General features: G+C 64.8%; 17 protein-coding genes. 11 read left to right on the top strand and 6 right to left on the bottom strand.

Annotation, left to right across the window (positions count from 1 at the left end):
- Window positions 1-12: 12 nt before the first annotated feature.
- The 3 genes from CY658_RS18960 to smpB all read right to left on the bottom strand — a co-directional run bounded on the left by CY658_RS18960 (window position 13) and on the right by smpB (window position 1,493).
- Complete coding sequence (locus CY658_RS18960) at window positions 13-528, bottom strand: RNA polymerase sigma factor (RefSeq protein WP_101491672.1); 516 nt, start codon at window positions 526-528, stop codon at window positions 13-15.
- 24 nt (window positions 529-552) lie between these two features.
- Window positions 553-921 carry a COG4315 family predicted lipoprotein gene (locus CY658_RS18955; protein WP_101491671.1) on the bottom strand — a complete coding sequence of 123 codons (369 nt, stop codon included), beginning with the start codon at window positions 919-921 and terminating at the stop codon, window positions 553-555.
- A gap of 95 nt (window positions 922-1,016) precedes the next feature.
- Entirely contained in the window at window positions 1,017-1,493 is a 477-nt protein-coding gene (smpB, locus tag CY658_RS18950; protein ID WP_101491670.1) for an SsrA-binding protein SmpB, read from the bottom strand.
- 62 nt (window positions 1,494-1,555) lie between these two features.
- On the opposite strand from smpB, the gene CY658_RS18945 reads away from it, so the two are divergent.
- Complete coding sequence (locus CY658_RS18945) at window positions 1,556-2,002, top strand: type II toxin-antitoxin system RatA family toxin (RefSeq protein ID WP_101491669.1); 447 nt, start codon at window positions 1,556-1,558, stop codon at window positions 2,000-2,002.
- A complete protein-coding gene (locus CY658_RS18940; protein ID WP_101491668.1) occupies window positions 2,002-2,349 on the top strand; it encodes an RnfH family protein in 348 nt (115 codons plus the stop codon). The genes CY658_RS18945 and CY658_RS18940 overlap by 1 nt, the downstream gene beginning before the upstream one ends.
- An 18-nt stretch (window positions 2,350-2,367) precedes the next feature.
- Here the strand turns inward: CY658_RS18940 and CY658_RS18935 are convergent, their stop codons facing one another.
- A complete protein-coding gene (locus tag CY658_RS18935) occupies window positions 2,368-2,883 on the bottom strand; it encodes a DUF4124 domain-containing protein (RefSeq protein WP_101491667.1) in 516 nt (171 codons plus the stop codon).
- 128 nt (window positions 2,884-3,011) lie between these two features.
- Between CY658_RS18935 and guaB the strand changes: the two genes are divergently transcribed.
- From guaB to CY658_RS18910, 5 genes are all read left to right on the top strand, one after another.
- Entirely contained in the window at window positions 3,012-4,481 is a 1,470-nt protein-coding gene (guaB, locus tag CY658_RS18930) for an IMP dehydrogenase (protein WP_099789269.1), read from the top strand.
- 77 nt (window positions 4,482-4,558) lie between these two features.
- Window positions 4,559-4,807, top strand: coding sequence for a type II toxin-antitoxin system Phd/YefM family antitoxin (locus CY658_RS18925; RefSeq protein WP_101491666.1), 249 nt, complete (start codon window positions 4,559-4,561; stop codon window positions 4,805-4,807).
- Complete coding sequence (locus CY658_RS18920; protein ID WP_180838987.1) at window positions 4,804-5,238, top strand: type II toxin-antitoxin system VapC family toxin; 435 nt, start codon at window positions 4,804-4,806, stop codon at window positions 5,236-5,238. The genes CY658_RS18925 and CY658_RS18920 overlap by 4 nt, the downstream gene beginning before the upstream one ends.
- 11 nt (window positions 5,239-5,249) lie before the next feature.
- Window positions 5,250-6,866 carry a glutamine-hydrolyzing GMP synthase gene (gene guaA, locus CY658_RS18915; protein ID WP_099789265.1) on the top strand — a complete coding sequence of 539 codons (1,617 nt, stop codon included), beginning with the start codon at window positions 5,250-5,252 and terminating at the stop codon, window positions 6,864-6,866.
- A 17-nt stretch (window positions 6,867-6,883) separates the two neighbouring features.
- A complete protein-coding gene (locus tag CY658_RS18910) occupies window positions 6,884-9,595 on the top strand; it encodes an AAA domain-containing protein (RefSeq protein ID WP_257884924.1) in 2,712 nt (903 codons plus the stop codon).
- An 18-nt stretch (window positions 9,596-9,613) separates the two neighbouring features.
- Here the strand turns inward: CY658_RS18910 and CY658_RS18905 are convergent, their stop codons facing one another.
- Window positions 9,614-9,823 carry an MBL fold metallo-hydrolase gene (locus CY658_RS18905; protein WP_101491665.1) on the bottom strand — a complete coding sequence of 70 codons (210 nt, stop codon included), beginning with the start codon at window positions 9,821-9,823 and terminating at the stop codon, window positions 9,614-9,616.
- Between the two features lie 154 nt (window positions 9,824-9,977).
- Here CY658_RS18905 and CY658_RS18900 point away from each other — a divergent pair, with 154 nt between their 5' ends.
- The 4 genes from CY658_RS18900 (at window position 9,978) to argE (ending at window position 13,646) form a co-directional block, all read left to right on the top strand.
- A complete protein-coding gene (locus CY658_RS18900; RefSeq protein ID WP_308217214.1) occupies window positions 9,978-10,808 on the top strand; it encodes an AraC family transcriptional regulator in 831 nt (276 codons plus the stop codon).
- 81 nt (window positions 10,809-10,889) lie between these two features.
- Window positions 10,890-11,609, top strand: coding sequence for an alanyl-tRNA editing protein (locus CY658_RS18895; protein WP_101491663.1), 720 nt, complete (start codon window positions 10,890-10,892; stop codon window positions 11,607-11,609).
- Window positions 11,610-11,611: 2 nt separating this feature from the next.
- Window positions 11,612-12,535, top strand: a complete 924-nt coding sequence (locus CY658_RS18890) for a DMT family transporter (RefSeq protein ID WP_101491662.1) — start codon at window positions 11,612-11,614, stop codon at window positions 12,533-12,535.
- Window positions 12,536-12,539: 4 nt separating this feature from the next.
- Window positions 12,540-13,646: an acetylornithine deacetylase gene (gene argE, locus CY658_RS18885; RefSeq protein ID WP_101491661.1), complete on the top strand. Its 1,107-nt coding sequence runs from the start codon at window positions 12,540-12,542 to the stop codon at window positions 13,644-13,646.
- Here the strand turns inward: argE and CY658_RS18880 are convergent.
- Window positions 13,643-14,254, bottom strand: a complete 612-nt coding sequence (locus CY658_RS18880; protein WP_180838986.1) for a porin family protein — start codon at window positions 14,252-14,254, stop codon at window positions 13,643-13,645. The genes argE and CY658_RS18880 overlap by 4 nt on opposite strands.
- Between the last annotated feature and the right edge of the window lie 132 nt (window positions 14,255-14,386).

Here is a 14,386-nt window from a genome sequence, read left to right as displayed (position 1 = left end):
GTGTGTTTCACGTCACTTGAGGCGGCGCAGGCCGGGCCGGCTGGGCGCGGCGGCGCCGTCCATCAGCTCCTGCAGGCGAAGGCGAGCCCGCGAGAGGCGCGACATCACGGTGCCGATCGGAATGCCGAGCACCTTCGCGACTTCGGCATAGGACAGGTCTTCGAGCGTCACCAGCAGCAGCACGGCGCGTTGATCTTCGGGCAATTGCATCAGGCAGCGCTGCAGGTCGAGTCCGAGGCCCGGGTCGCGGCCCGGATCGGTGCCCTGCAGCAGCTCAGGTGCCACGTCGTCCAGCGGCACGACCGCATGCGGCGGCGGCCGGCGCCGCACCTGGCTGGCGAAGAGGTTGTGCATGACCGTGAAGAGCCAGGCGCGCAGGTCGCTGCCCACCCTCCAGAGCCGCCACTTGCTGCAGGCGCGCTCGAGCGTGTCCTGCACCAGGTCGTCGGCCGCCCAGGCATTGCCCGTGAGCGCGCGCGCATAGCGGCGCAGGCTCGGGATGTGGTCGACCAGCAGGCGGGCGTCCATGGGTGGGCCGGGAGCCTGTCCGTATCAGGGCTTGGCGGTTTTCCAGGTGCCGTTGACGCCGTCGCCGGTCTTGTCGCCCGGCTTGGTGTCCTTCACCCAGTAGTACAGCGGCCAGCCCTTGGCGGCCCATTGCTTCTTGCCGTCGTCGCGCGTGACGATGGTGAAGTCGCCGCTCGGCTTGTCGCCGTCGGCAGCCATGAAGGGCGGCCAGTTGGTGGCGCAGCCGCCGTTGCAGGCCGACCTGCCGTTGCCGGCCGTGTCCTTGTCGAAGGTGTAGAGCGTCATGCCGTTCGCACCGACCAGCGCGCCATCGGCGGCCTTGGGTTGGGCGAACGCAGGGAGGGCGAGCAGTGCGGCGGCGATGCCGACGGAGGCAATACGAAGAGGCGACATGGAAAGACTCCTGGGTTGATGGCATCGACGACCGATGACACCGCACAAACGCCCGCAGAGCGCGTTTTATTCCATGCCGCGCAAAAAAAGAAGGATCAGCGGTTGCGGCTCTTCATGGCGCGCTCGACTTCGCGCTTGCCTTCGCGGTCCTTGATGGTGTCGCGCTTGTCGTGCTCGGCCTTGCCCTTGGCCAGCGCGATGTCGCACTTCACCTTGCCGGCCTTCCAGTGCAAATTGAGCGGCACCAGCGTGTAGCCCTTTTGTTCGACCTTGCCGACGAGGCGCTTGATCTCTTCCTTGTGCAGCAGCAACTTCTTGGTGCGGATCGAGTCAGGATTGACGTGCGTCGAGGCGCTCTTGAGCGGGTTGATCTGCAGGCCCACGACGAACAGCTCGCCGTCGCGGATCACCACGTAGCCGTCGGTCAGCTGCACCTTGCCTTCGCGCAGCGATTTGACCTCCCAACCTTCGAGGACCATGCCGGCCTCGAAGCGTTCTTCGAAGAAATAGTTGTAGGCGGCCTTCTTGTTGTCGGCGATGCGGGAGGAGGTGTCTTGTTTCTTGGTGGCCATGGCTCGAGAAGTTGGGGGCGCATGGCTTCAATACAATCCGTCGCGCACGCGGTGCCGATTCTATGAAAACAGTCCACAAGTCCGTCCTCATCTGGTACAGCGCCGAAGAAATGTACGCGCTCGTCACCGATGTGGCGAAGTACCCGCAGTTTTTGCCTTGGTGCGACAAGTCGCGCGTCATCGAGCAGGACGAAGGCGGCATGACCGCCGAAGTCGGCCTGGCCTTTGCCGGGTTGCACCAGAGTTTCACCACCCGCAACACCCACATCCCGGGTCGCGAGGTTCAGCTGAAGCTGGTCGACGGGCCGTTCTCCAACCTCGACGGCACCTGGAAATTCCATCCCGTGGGCGAGCAAGGCGAACGCGCCTGCCGCGTCGAGCTGCAGATGAGCTACGGCTTCGCCAACTTTGCGCTGCAGGCCATGGTGGGGCCGGTGTTCGACACCATCGCATCGAGCTTGGTCGAGGCCTTCGTCAAGCGCGCCGAACAGGTCTACGGCGAAGGCTGATGGCCGATCGCCGCATCGAGGTCACGCTGAGCTGTGCGCCGGCGGCGCGCGAGGTGTTCGAGCAGGTCCTGCAGCTCGCGCCCGGCACCGCGGTGAGCGAGGCGGTGAAGGCCAGCGATCTCACACAGCGCTTTCCTGATCTGGACTGGCGGCACACGATGACGCCCGGTGTCTGGGGCCGCGCGGTAACGTGGGAGCAACCGCTGAAGGATGGTGACCGCCTCGAGCTGTGCCGGCCGCTCACGGTCGATCCGAAGGTGGCGCGCCGTGAACGCTTCCAGCGTCAGGGTGCGCGTGGCACGGGCCTGTTCGCGAACAAGCGCAAGGGTGGCAAGGACGGCTACTGAGCCGCTGCCGACGCTGGCTTACTTGCAGTCGCTGTCGATGACCGACTGAACCCGCTTCTGCTCGGCTGCGCGCGCAGCGTCGTCCATGATTTCGCGCTCGCCCTTGGCGTTGACCTTGGCAAGGCGGATGCCACTGTCGATCGTGGCTTTGCCTTCGCGTGCGCGGGCGCAACTCTCGGTCTTGGCCTTGGCGATCTTCGCCGCTTCGGCCGCTTCCTTGGCCTTCTGCTCGGCCTCGGCCTTCTTGGTCTTTTCTTCGAGTTCCTTGTCCACGCCCGAGGGCTTGGGCGCTGCGGCCTTGGGGGTCGCGGCCGCGTCGGTGCTTCCCTCGGGGGGCGGCGTGACCGGGGCGGGCGCCCGGGCCGACGGCGAAGGGCCGGCGCGACGCAGGATGTTTTTCTCGGGGATGTCGGTGGGCGGCGGCTGGTCGCTGAAGACCTTCTTGCCGTTGTTGTCGACCCATTGCCATTGCGCGCTCGCCGAGAGCGGCAGCGCGCACGCGCAACCCAATACCAGCCAATGCAGGAAATTCATGCGCGGAGTTTAGCTTTGCCTTACGTTTGGCAACATCCGTAGTGGGCGCTTTTGCAACGGTCAGAAAAAACCCGCGCCGGCGAAGCGGGCGGAGCCCTCGTTACAATCCGTCTTTTGGAGCCTCACCCATGCGCCTTCTAGGCAAAGCGCTCACCTTCGACGACGTGTTGTTGGTGCCAGCATTCTCCCAAGTCCTGCCCAAGGACACGTCCCTCGCCACCAAGTTCTCCCGCAACATCACGTTGAACCTGCCGCTCGTTTCTGCGGCCATGGACACCGTGACTGAAGCCCGCCTCGCGATCGCCATCGCGCAGGAAGGCGGCATCGGGATCGTGCACAAGAACCTCACCGCGCAACAACAGGCCGCCGAAGTGGCCCGTGTGAAGCGCTATGAGTCGGGTGTTTTGCGAGACCCGGTGGTGATCACGCCGACGCACTCTGTGCGCCAGGTGATGGCACTGTCCGACCAGCTCGGCATCTCGGGTTTCCCGGTGATCGACGCCGGCAAGGTCGTCGGCATCGTCACGGGGCGCGACCTGCGCTTCGAGAACCGTTACGACGTGCCCGTCAGCGAAATCATGACGCAGCGCGACCGGCTCATCACCGTGCCCGACGGCACCACGCTGGCCGAAGCCAAGGCGCTGCTGAACAAGCACAAGCTCGAGCGCCTGCTCGTCATCAACAGCGACTGGGAGCTCAAGGGCCTCATCACTGTCAAGGACATCACGAAGCAGACCAGCTTCCCCAACGCCGCACGCGACGCCAGTGGCCGCCTGCGCGTGGGCGCGGCGGTCGGCGTGGGTGACGGCACCGAAGAGCGCGTCGAAGCCCTCGTGAAGGCCGGCGTCGACGCCATCGTGGTCGACACCGCCCACGGCCACAGCGCCGGCGTGATCGAGCGCGTGCGCTGGGTCAAGAAGAACTACCCGCAGGTCGACGTCATCGGCGGCAACATCGCCACCGGCGACGCGGCGCGTGCACTGGCCGACGTCGGCGCCGACGCGGTCAAGGTCGGCATCGGCCCGGGCTCCATCTGCACCACCCGCATCGTGGCCGGCGTGGGTGTGCCGCAGATCATGGCGGTCGACAGCGTGGCCACCGCACTGCACGGCACGGGCATTCCGCTGATTTCCGACGGCGGCGTGCGCTACTCGGGCGACATCGCCAAGGCGATTGCCGCCGGTGCCAGCACCGTCATGATGGGCAGCATGTTCGCGGGCACCGAAGAGGCGCCGGGCGAAATCGTGCTGTACCAGGGCCGCAGCTACAAGAGCTACCGTGGCATGGGCTCCATCGGTGCGATGCAGCAAGGCAGTGCCGACCGGTACTTCCAGGAATCGACCACCGGCAACCCCAACACCGACAAGCTCGTGCCCGAAGGCATCGAAGGCCGCGTGCCCTACAAGGGCTCGATCGTCTCCATCGTCTACCAGATGGCCGGCGGCGTGCGTGCCAGCATGGGCTACTGCGGCTGCGCGACCATCGAGGACATGCAGAACAAGGCCGAGTTCGTTGAGATCACTACGGCCGGCATCCGTGAGAGCCACGTCCACGACGTGCAGATCACCAAGGAAGCGCCGAACTACCGCGCAGAATAAGCCGATTCTGGCCAGACCTTGAAAGTCAGGCCAGACTCGGTTTAGAATTTGGGCCAGATTCAAAATTTCTGGCCCAAATGCAATCCATCGGTATCGCTGAAGCCAAGAACAACTTCTCGGCCCTGATCGACTCGGTCGAAAAGGGCGAAGAGGTTCGCATCACCCGCCACGGCAAGGAAGTCGTGCGCATGCTGCCGGTGCGGCGCAAGCCCGTCATCACCGACGAGCAGATCGCCCGCGAGCTCGGGCAGATCGACGCGCTGCACGCCACCATCCAGCCCGGCCCCACGATCCGCGAGCTTCTGAACGAAGGACGCCAGCCATGACCGCCTTCGTCATGGACGCCTCGGTCACCGCCGCCTGGCTGCTGCCCGACCAGGCCAGCGAACACACCCGCAGGCTCTACGCCGCCATCCGGCGCGACGAGGTCGAGCCACAGGCGCCCAATGCCTGGCAATGGGAGTGCGCCAACATCCTCGCCAACGGCGTGCGCAGCGGCCGTATTCCGGCGTCGGCCGTCGAAGGCCTGTGGAGCGTGCTCGACGCCATCCGCCACCGCGTGGAGCTGCACGACCTCGCACCGGCCCAGCACAAGGCCGTGCTCGCCGTCGCCATCGACGCGGGCGTCTCGCTCTACGATGCGGGCTATCTCTGGCTCGCCAAGTCGCTCAACCTTCCGCTCGCCACCTTCGACGAGCACCTGATCAAGGCCGCGCCCCAAGCGGGCGTCAAGCTGTTCGACATTTCAACGCTCTGAGTCCTTTCGCCATGCAACACGACAAGATCCTCATTCTCGACTTCGGCTCGCAAGTCACCCAGCTCATCGCACGCCGCGTGCGCGAAGCCCACGTGCTCAGCGAAGTGCATCCCTGCGACGTCACCGACGAATGGGTGCGCGAGTACGCGGCCGACGGCCACCTCAAGGGCGTGATCCTCTCGGGCAGCCACGCCAGCGTGTACGAAGAGACCACCGACAAGTGCCCGCAAGCCGTGTTCGACCTCGGCATTCCCGTGCTCGGCATCTGCTACGGCATGCAGACCATGGCCCACCAGCTCGGCGGCAAGGTCGAAGGCGGCCACAAGCGCGAGTTCGGTTTCGCGGCCGTGCGCGCCCATGGCCACACCGCGCTGCTGAAAGACATCGCCGACTTCACCACGCCCGAAGGCCACGGCATGCTCAACGTGTGGATGAGCCATGGCGACAAGGTCACCGAGCTGCCGCCCGGCTTCAAGCTCATGGCCAGCACCGACAGCTGCCCCATCGCCGGCATGGCCGACGAGGCGCGCCGCTACTACGCGCTGCAGTTCCACCCCGAAGTCACGCACACCGTGCAGGGCAAGGCCATCATCGATCGCTTCGTGCTCGGCATCTGCGAAGCCAAGCCCGACTGGGTCATGCGCGACCACATCGCCGAAGCCGTGCAGAAGATCCGCGAACAGGTGGGCGACGAAGAAGTCATCCTCGGCCTGTCGGGCGGTGTCGATTCGAGCGTGGCTGCCGCGCTCATCCACCGCGCCATCGGCGACCAACTGACCTGCGTGTTCGTCGACCACGGCCTGCTGCGCCTGAACGAAGGCGACATGGTCATGGAGATGTTCGAAGGCAAGCTGCACGCGAAGGTCATTCGCGTCGATGCCAGCGACCTGTTCCTGGGCAAGCTCGCCGGCGTGAGCGACCCCGAAGCCAAGCGCAAGATCATCGGCGGCGAATTCGTCACCGTGTTCAAGCAGGAGGCCGCCAAGCTCAAGGCGGGCGACGGCGGCCACAAGGGCGCCACCTTCCTCGCACAAGGCACGATCTACCCCGACGTCATCGAGTCGGGCGGTGCCAAGAGCAAGAAGGCCGTCACCATCAAGAGCCACCACAACGTGGGCGGCCTGCCCGAACAGCTCGGCCTCAAGCTGCTTGAACCGCTGCGCGACCTGTTCAAGGACGAAGTGCGCGAACTCGGCGTGGCCCTCGGCCTGCCGCCCGAGATGGTGTATCGCCATCCGTTCCCCGGCCCGGGCCTGGGCGTGCGCATCCTGGGCGAAGTGAAGAAGGAATACGCCGACCTGCTGCGCCGCGCCGACGCGATCTTCATCGAGGAACTGCGCAACTTCAAGGACGAAACCGGCAAAAGCTGGTACGACCTCACGAGCCAAGCCTTCACCGTGTTCCTGCCCGTGAAGAGCGTGGGCGTGATGGGCGACGGCCGCACCTACGACTACGTCGTCGCACTGCGCGCCGTGCAGACCAGCGACTTCATGACCGCCGACTGGGCCGAGCTGCCGTACGCGCTGCTCAAAAAAGTGTCAGGCCGCATCATCAACGAGGTGCGCGGCATCAACCGCGTGACCTACGACGTGTCGAGCAAGCCGCCAGCGACGATCGAGTGGGAGTGAGTACGAGGAGGTAGGCGATGCCTCTGGTTTCCATCTATGTCTGTGGCGAAGACAGAACTCGGCAAATCAGAGACTGGACAATTCGTTGGAGCGAACAGCGGGAAGTTTTGGAGCTGACCTGCCACTTTCTTTCCAACAAGAAATTCGCGCGCCCGCTCAGTGACTGCAGGATCGATCCCACCCGCGAACTGAGCGAGCCCCTTCTTAGAGAAAAAGGCAGCTCGGTCGTCGAGGTCCTCGACAAGGCCGTGATCTATGGCGACAAGTACGCCGTCATCCAGTATCCCGGGCGCCCCAAGACCTACGTCCGAAAGCTGGATGGCATCGAGTTCGTCTCACAAGCAGGGATGAAGGGAGGCCCGATATTCCGTTACTTCGTTTCCGTGGCGGAGTCCAGGATGGGCAGAGCGAAGCCGGAAGACCAGACGATTGCAAGCAATGTCGTGCGCCAGCTGGGGAAACTGCCTGATCGTCCCGGTACTGCGTTGCATGCCTATTGCACAGGGACCAATGCTGGACGAGGTCCCCCAGGGCCGTTGATCTATCCCTTTGGTGTCAATGAAAGCCAGCTCATGGCGGTCGAGCAGGCTTTCAATGCGCAGGTCAGCTTGATTGAAGGGCCGCCCGGAACCGGCAAGACGCAGACGATCTTGAACATCATCGCCAATGTTCTTCTACGCGGTGAAACGGTCGCGGTGCTGTCCAACAACAATGCGGCGGTGAAGAATGTCTATGAGAAGCTGCAAAAAAGCGGTCTGGACTACCTGGTTGCCCGATTGGGGAGCAAGGACAACCGAAAAGCTTTTTTCGCCGACATTCCCGCCTTGCCGAAGGGCGAGCCTGAAGTCGCGCCGACGATGGAGGCGCTGCAAGCGACTCTGACGACCTTAAAGCAGCATCTGCGCGCCCAGAACATGGCTGCACAACTCCGCGCCGAGATTGATGAGTTGCGCGTGGAGCAACGTCATCTCTTGCAGTGGCAACAGGAGAATGGCATGCCGGCTCCTGCGTCCTTGGAGAAGTATGGCTTGTCCCCGCGAAAGACGGCGGACCTGATGGCCTATCTATCTCATCTTGCGCAGCGGCGCGTCGGATTCAAAGACAGGATCGAGCTGCTGTTCAACTTCAAGATTTTTCGAGCAAAGCCCTTTGGGAACGAGCAAAGGCGCCGGGCCGTCTTTCATGCCTTGCAGCTGCACTACTACGAGAAGTTGCTGAAGGAGAAGAAGGCTGCCTTGGCCGTATGCCGAGAGTCCTTGGAGCGCGCAAGTTTCACGAGCTTGCTCCAGGCATCAACGGCGGGCTCGATGGGGTATCTGAAGCGCCATCTTCACGAAAATATCCCGGACTCGAATTCGTTTGAGGAGACGACGTATCGAAATGATTTCGATGCATTTCTGAAGCGTTTTCCGATCATCGGCAGCGGTACGCATTCGATCGTCAACTCGACGAAGACTGGGGCAATGCTTGACTACGTGATCATCGACGAGGCATCCCAACAAGATATTGTTCCGGGGATATTGGCACTCGGATGCGCGAGAAATCTGGTCATCGTCGGCGACCGCAAGCAGCTAGCGCACATCCCTGTGAAGCTGGGCCTGGCGGCACCCGATGATGCATACGATTGCGAGAGGTACAGCCTGCTCGATTCGTGTATTGGCGTCTTCCAGCAAGCGCTACCGAGGACCTTGCTCAAAGAGCACTACAGATGTCACCCCAGAATCATTCAGTTCTGCAACCAGCAGTTCTATGAGAACGAGCTGATTCCGATGACGCACGACGGCGGCGAAGAGGCCCTGAGTCTGCTCGTCACCGCCAAGGGGAACCATGCGCGGGGATACGCCAACCTCAGGGAATTGGATTCGCTGCTGAAGGTGCTTGATTACGAGAGGGAGCCCGTGGAGCTCGGGGATGACGGCAGGGGCTTCATCGCCCCCTTCAGGGCGCAGGTCGTTCTTTCGGGAGAGTGCCTGCCTGAGGATTTCGTGAAAGACACCGTGCACAAGTTCCAGGGCAGAGAGTGCGATGAAATCGTTTTTTCCACCGTGCTGGACAAAAAGCGGGCAAGTCAGGCCCGGCTGGATTTCGTGGATGACGCTCGCATGGTCAACGTGGCTGTGTCGAGGGCAAAGAACAGGTTCACGCTGGTGACCGGTGACGATGTCTTTGGGGCGAACAACGGCCCCATCGCCGCCTTGCTGCGCTACGTCGAGTACTACGCGGACAAGAAGCAGATCCGGCGTGCCCCCGTGGTCTCGGCTTTCGATCTGTTGTACCGGGAGTACGACCAATCCTTGGAGCGGCTCAACGCCAGGTTGCGGCCCGCAGATTCAAGATTCAAGTCGGAACAGATCGTGGCCCAACTGCTGCGCGAGGCGATGTCTCGCACGTCACTCCGGGCGCTGATGTTCCACTGCCAGATCTCGTTGAGCCAGCTGGCCTCATCAGCCAATACGACCCTGACGGAGCGAGAGCTGGCGTTCATGAGAAACGGAGCCAGTTGCGACTTCGTGCTTTATTTCAAAGTAGGGAAGACGCCACTGGGTGTGATCGAAGTCGATGGAGGCTCTCATGACACGCCCGAGCAGATCCAGCGGGATGCGTTGAAGAACAGTATCTTGAAGAAGAGCAATATTCCTCTGCTGCGTCTCAGGACCGTCGAAAGCCGAATTGAGGACAGGATCGCTCAGTTTCTCGCCAATTGGGCAGCCCGTACTGCGAGCATATGAATTCCGGGGCATTACGATTCACGTCAAGGCGACGCGCTCGTGGACGAGGATGACTATGTCGGAGCGCCACAGCGGCGTCGCTAGCTTCACATGGCGCTGCGCTGGCACCGCCGTCAGCCGAATGCCACCGACGTTCGTTTCGTTCCACCAGTCGAGCTCCCGGATCCGGGCCGGGTCTACGCCCCATGCGATCAGGCATTCGCCCACGTCTAGCGGCGTGATGAACACCTCAACCCCTCGGCGCCAGCCGCGCGATTGATATTGTCAAGTTGAAGGTGTGGCATCACGGCACGCCGACGCATGCTGGCACACCGCTTGCGATCTAATTGCCTCTGATGCGGCGGCCACCGGTGGCGCCGCCTTTCGTGCGAAAGGAGGCCCATTGGCCCGCTCCGATCCTCGCAACACCTCGCGGTATTGGCACGCACCCGGCATGCCGGGCATGGACATGCTCCATGCCGACTTCACGACGCACGACTACGCCCCGCACGTCCACGACTCCCTCGTGGTCGCCGTCACGGAAGCGGGTGGCTCGGAGTTCCGAAGCCGTGGTCGCACCGATGTGGCCCACACGCAGGCGCTGCTCGTCTTCAACCCCGGCGAGCCGCACTCGGGCCGCATGGCCGGCAGCCCGCGCTGGCGCTACCGGTCGTTCTACCTGGCCGGGCAGGGCATCCAGGGCGTGTTGACGTCGCTGGGCATCGACCAGTCGCAACACTTCACATCGAACGTCTTTCGCGACCCCGACCTCATCGCGCGCTTCCTGGCGCTGCACCGCGCGCTCGACGGAGAGCCTGATCCGCTGCTGCACCAGGAGCTGCTCGTGCGCAGCTTCGGCGCGCTGTTCGCCGCGCACGGACAGGCCGGACCCCGCGTGCCGGCCGCGCCCTCGGATGCGCGCGTGCTCGCGCCCGTGCTCGAGCTGATGCGTGAGGGCCATTCGGAACGGCTGACGCTCGAACAGATGGGGCAAGTGGCCGACCTGACGACCTTCCAGCTGATCGGCGCCTTCCACCGGACGCTCGGGTTGACGCCGCACACCTACCTGACCCAGCTGCGTCTGCGGGCCGCGCTGCGGCAGCTCGATGCGGGCCAGTCCGTGGCCGAGGCCGCGCTCACGTCGGGCTTTTACGACCAGAGTGCGCTGAACAAGCACTTCAAGCGCACCTTCGGCATGACGCCGCTGCAGTACGTGCGCGCACGGGTGGACTGACTGATTGAACAGCGGGCGCAATTTCAACCAATAGCGTTTCGAGTCGTCCTGCCATGCTGAAACCCATCAGCAAGGCCACCCATGACACGACTCTTCTGCCAGGAACATTCCGACATCCTGCGGCTGGACGCCCAGGTCCTCCAATCACGGCCCGGCGCCGTGCGGCTTTCGCAGCATCCCTTCTATCCGGGCGGCGGTGGGCAGCTGCCGGACCGCGGCATCGTCCGATGGCAGGGCGGGGACGTGCCCGTCACCGGGTTTTCCGAAGAGGGCGGCCTCGTCTGGATACAGCTCGCCGATCGCATCGAGATCACGGGCGACGTCCAGACCGAGGTCGATCCGGTCTTCCGGCAACGCATGCGCGAACTGCACACCGACCTGCACGTGCTCAACGCGCTGGTCTTCCGTGACTTCGATGGCGCTTTGGTCACCGGCGTGCAGATGAACGACGACGGCACCGCGCGCATCGACTTCGATCTGCCCGGCGCCGACAACGACCGCCTGCGGGCGCTCGAGCCCGAACTGAACGACGTGATCGCACAGGACCTCGCGGTGGAGACAAGCTACGTGTCGGTCACCACCGCCCACAGTGAGCAGGGGCTGTTGCGCTCCCGCTCCGTGGCGCCACCGCCGTCGGCCGAGGGCCTGGTCCGCATCGTCGAGATCGCCGGGCTCGACCGGCAGGCCTGCGGCGGCACGCACCTCGCGTCCACCGGTGCCTCGCGCCCGGTGCGGATTCTCAAGATCGAGAACAAGGGCCGCTCCAACCGCCGCGTGCGCATCGGGCTGCAGGGGCTGTGAGCATGCGCAAATCGCTGCAGGCGCTCTGGGCGCATCCGGTGTGGCTGCTCTGGGTGCCGCCGGCCTTCTGGGCGGGCAACCTCGTGCTGGGGCGCGCGCTCGGGCCGGTCTTTCCGCCCGTGTCTCTGGCGGTGGGCCGCTGGGTCGTGGCACTGGCGGTGCTCGCGCCGTTCGTCGGGGCGCAGGCATGGCGCGAGCGCGGGCTGCTCGCACGGCACTGGCGGCTGATCGCTGCCTGCGGTGCCTTCGGCATCGCCGGCTACAACGCGCTCGGCTACCTCGCCTTGCAGACGGTGCCGGCCACCAGCGTCGCATTCCTCAACTCGACGCTGCCGCTCATGGTGCCGCTTGCCGCCGTGGTGCTCGGCGTCGAGCGCATCACCTGGAAGGCGCTGCTCGGCATCGGCATCTCGTTCCTCGGCGTGACCTGGATCGTGGCGCGCGGCGAGCTGGCCCACCTGCTGGCGCTGCGGTTGGGCGGCGGCGAGTTGCTGGTGCTGCTGGCCGTTGCCAACTACGCCGTGTACTCGGTGCTTCTGCGGCGCAAGCCGGCCGCCCTCAGTCCGCTGGTGTTCCTCGCCGCGACCATGGCCGCCGGGCTGGTGGTGCTGATGCCGTTCTGGGTGGTCGAGCTGGCACGCGGCGCGCGCATTCCGACGGACGCGGCCTCGGTGGGCGCGGTGCTCTACATCGGCCTCTTCGCGTCGCTGTTCGCCTTCATCCTGTGGAGCCGCTGCGTCGCGACGTTGGGGGCGACGGTGACGGGCGTGTCGTTCCACCTCGTCGCGCTGTTCACGGCGCTGCTGGCGTTCCTCGTGCTGCGGGAGCCTGTGCGCGGCTTCCACATCGCGGGCATCGCGCTGATCCTGCTCGGCTTCTTCGTCACGACCTTGCAGCCGGCGAGGCGCGCGAAGGTCGCGGTCTGAACCGATGAACACCGTCGAACTCCTGCGCACCCTGGTCGGATTCGACACGACCTCCCACCGCTCCAACCTCGGCCTCATCTACTGGGTGGCCGACTACCTGGCGGCGCAGGGCATCAAGGCGCGGCTGATTCCCAGCGACGACGGCCGGAAGGCCAACCTGCTGGCGATCATCGGTCCTGAGGTGGCTGGCGGCATCGTGCTGTCCGGTCACACCGACGTGGTGCCCGTCGATGGACAGGCCTGGGATTCGGACCCTTTCACGCTCGTTGAGCGCGACGGCCGGTGGCACGGACGGGGCGCTGCCGACATGAAGGGCTTTATCGCGGCGTGCCTGGCGGCGGTGCCTGCGTGGCGTGGCCTTGAATTGCGGCGTCCGATCCATCTCGCGCTCTCCTATGACGAGGAGGTGGGCTGCTTCGGCGTTCCACGCCTGATCGCCGCGATGCGCGCCGATGTGCCCACCCCGGCACTGGCCGTCATCGGCGAGCCGACGCAGATGCGCGTGGGGTTGGCCCACCGAGGTTTCTTCGGACATCGCATCACCTTCAGCGGCCGACCGGTCCACTCCGGCGATCCGGCTCTGGGCGTGAGTGCAATTGAGCCGGCCGCTCAGCTCGTCGCTCAACTCGCGCACTTCGGGCATGCGCTGCGCGCGCAAGGCAACCGCACGACCTTCAACGTCGGCTGCATCCATGGCGGGACGGCGATCAACATCGTCCCCGGCTGTTGCGAAGTGACGTGGGAGTTCCGGCCGACGGATGCGGCCAGCACGGCGATGGTGACGGGAGAAGTGGCGCGGCTGCTCGCGGGTGTGTCGCCCGACGTGGCCGTCGAGATGACGCAGCTGGCCGGCGTGCCGGCGCTCTGTGTGCAGGAAGGTGAGGGCGCTGCCGCGCAGACCGCCAGGCGCTGGGGCGCACTGTGGCCTCCGGGCGAGATCCCGTTCGGCACCGAGGCCGGTTTTTTCCAGCAGGCCGGCATTCCATCGCTGGTGTGCGGGCCCGGCGCGATCGCGCAGGCCCACCAGCCCAACGAGTGGATTGCCGCCAGCGAACTGCGCGCCGCCGACCGCTTCCTGGCCGGCGTCGGCGCGTGGGCTGCGAAGGCTTAGAAGTTCGCCTTCAAGCCCACCGTGAACATCCCGCCCTTGGCCTGCTTCGACAACTTGCCGAAGTAGTCGTAGTCGGCCGTGATCGCGAGGTTCTGCGTCATGCGGTACTCGGCGCCGACACCGACCATCACGCCCGTGCTGGTGCCCGAGAGGCGCTGGTTGGCCGGGGCCCAGTTGCTGTCGCCGGAGATGCGTCCGCGTGCCACGCCGAGGCGGCCGTTGACGGCGAAGGCGTCGCCCAGTGGCATGCGGGCGGTGGCGGCCGCGTAGAAGACCTGGCCGGTGCCGGTCTGCAGTTTGGAGCCGCCGTAGTTCGAGCTCCACTGGCTCACGCGGCCGAGGCGGGCGTAGCCGGCTTCCACGCCGAAGTGTTCGGTCAGGCGGTAGCCGCCGTACAGCTTGTAGGCGGTGCCGCTCTTGTTGGCCTTCTGGCCGCCCCATGGCACGGGCACGTGGTTCTTCGAGGACGACAGGCTGTAGGCGGAGCGGCCGATGGCGCCGCCGACATACAGCCCGGTGTCCTTGTCGAGACCGGCGGCTTGGGCGCCGATGGCGGCGGTGCCTAGCCAGAGAGCTGCGAGTGCGAGGCGGGCTTGCGTTTTCGTCAAGATGAAATCCTGTTGGTTGATTGATTGAATGCGTGGATGAACGGCCTGTCGTTGTTCGCCTTGCCGCCACCGTCCGACGATTCTCAAAAACCAAGCTGAAGGCGAGCTTCGCGTTTGCTGAAGGTCTCATGA

The sequence above is a fragment of the Variovorax sp. RO1 genome (assembly GCF_002849325.1).
In the GTDB taxonomy this organism is placed as follows: Bacteria; Pseudomonadota; Gammaproteobacteria; order Burkholderiales; family Burkholderiaceae_C; genus Variovorax.
Note: the sequence above shows the minus strand (reverse complement) of the source record. Positions and strands in the feature narration are given on the sequence as shown.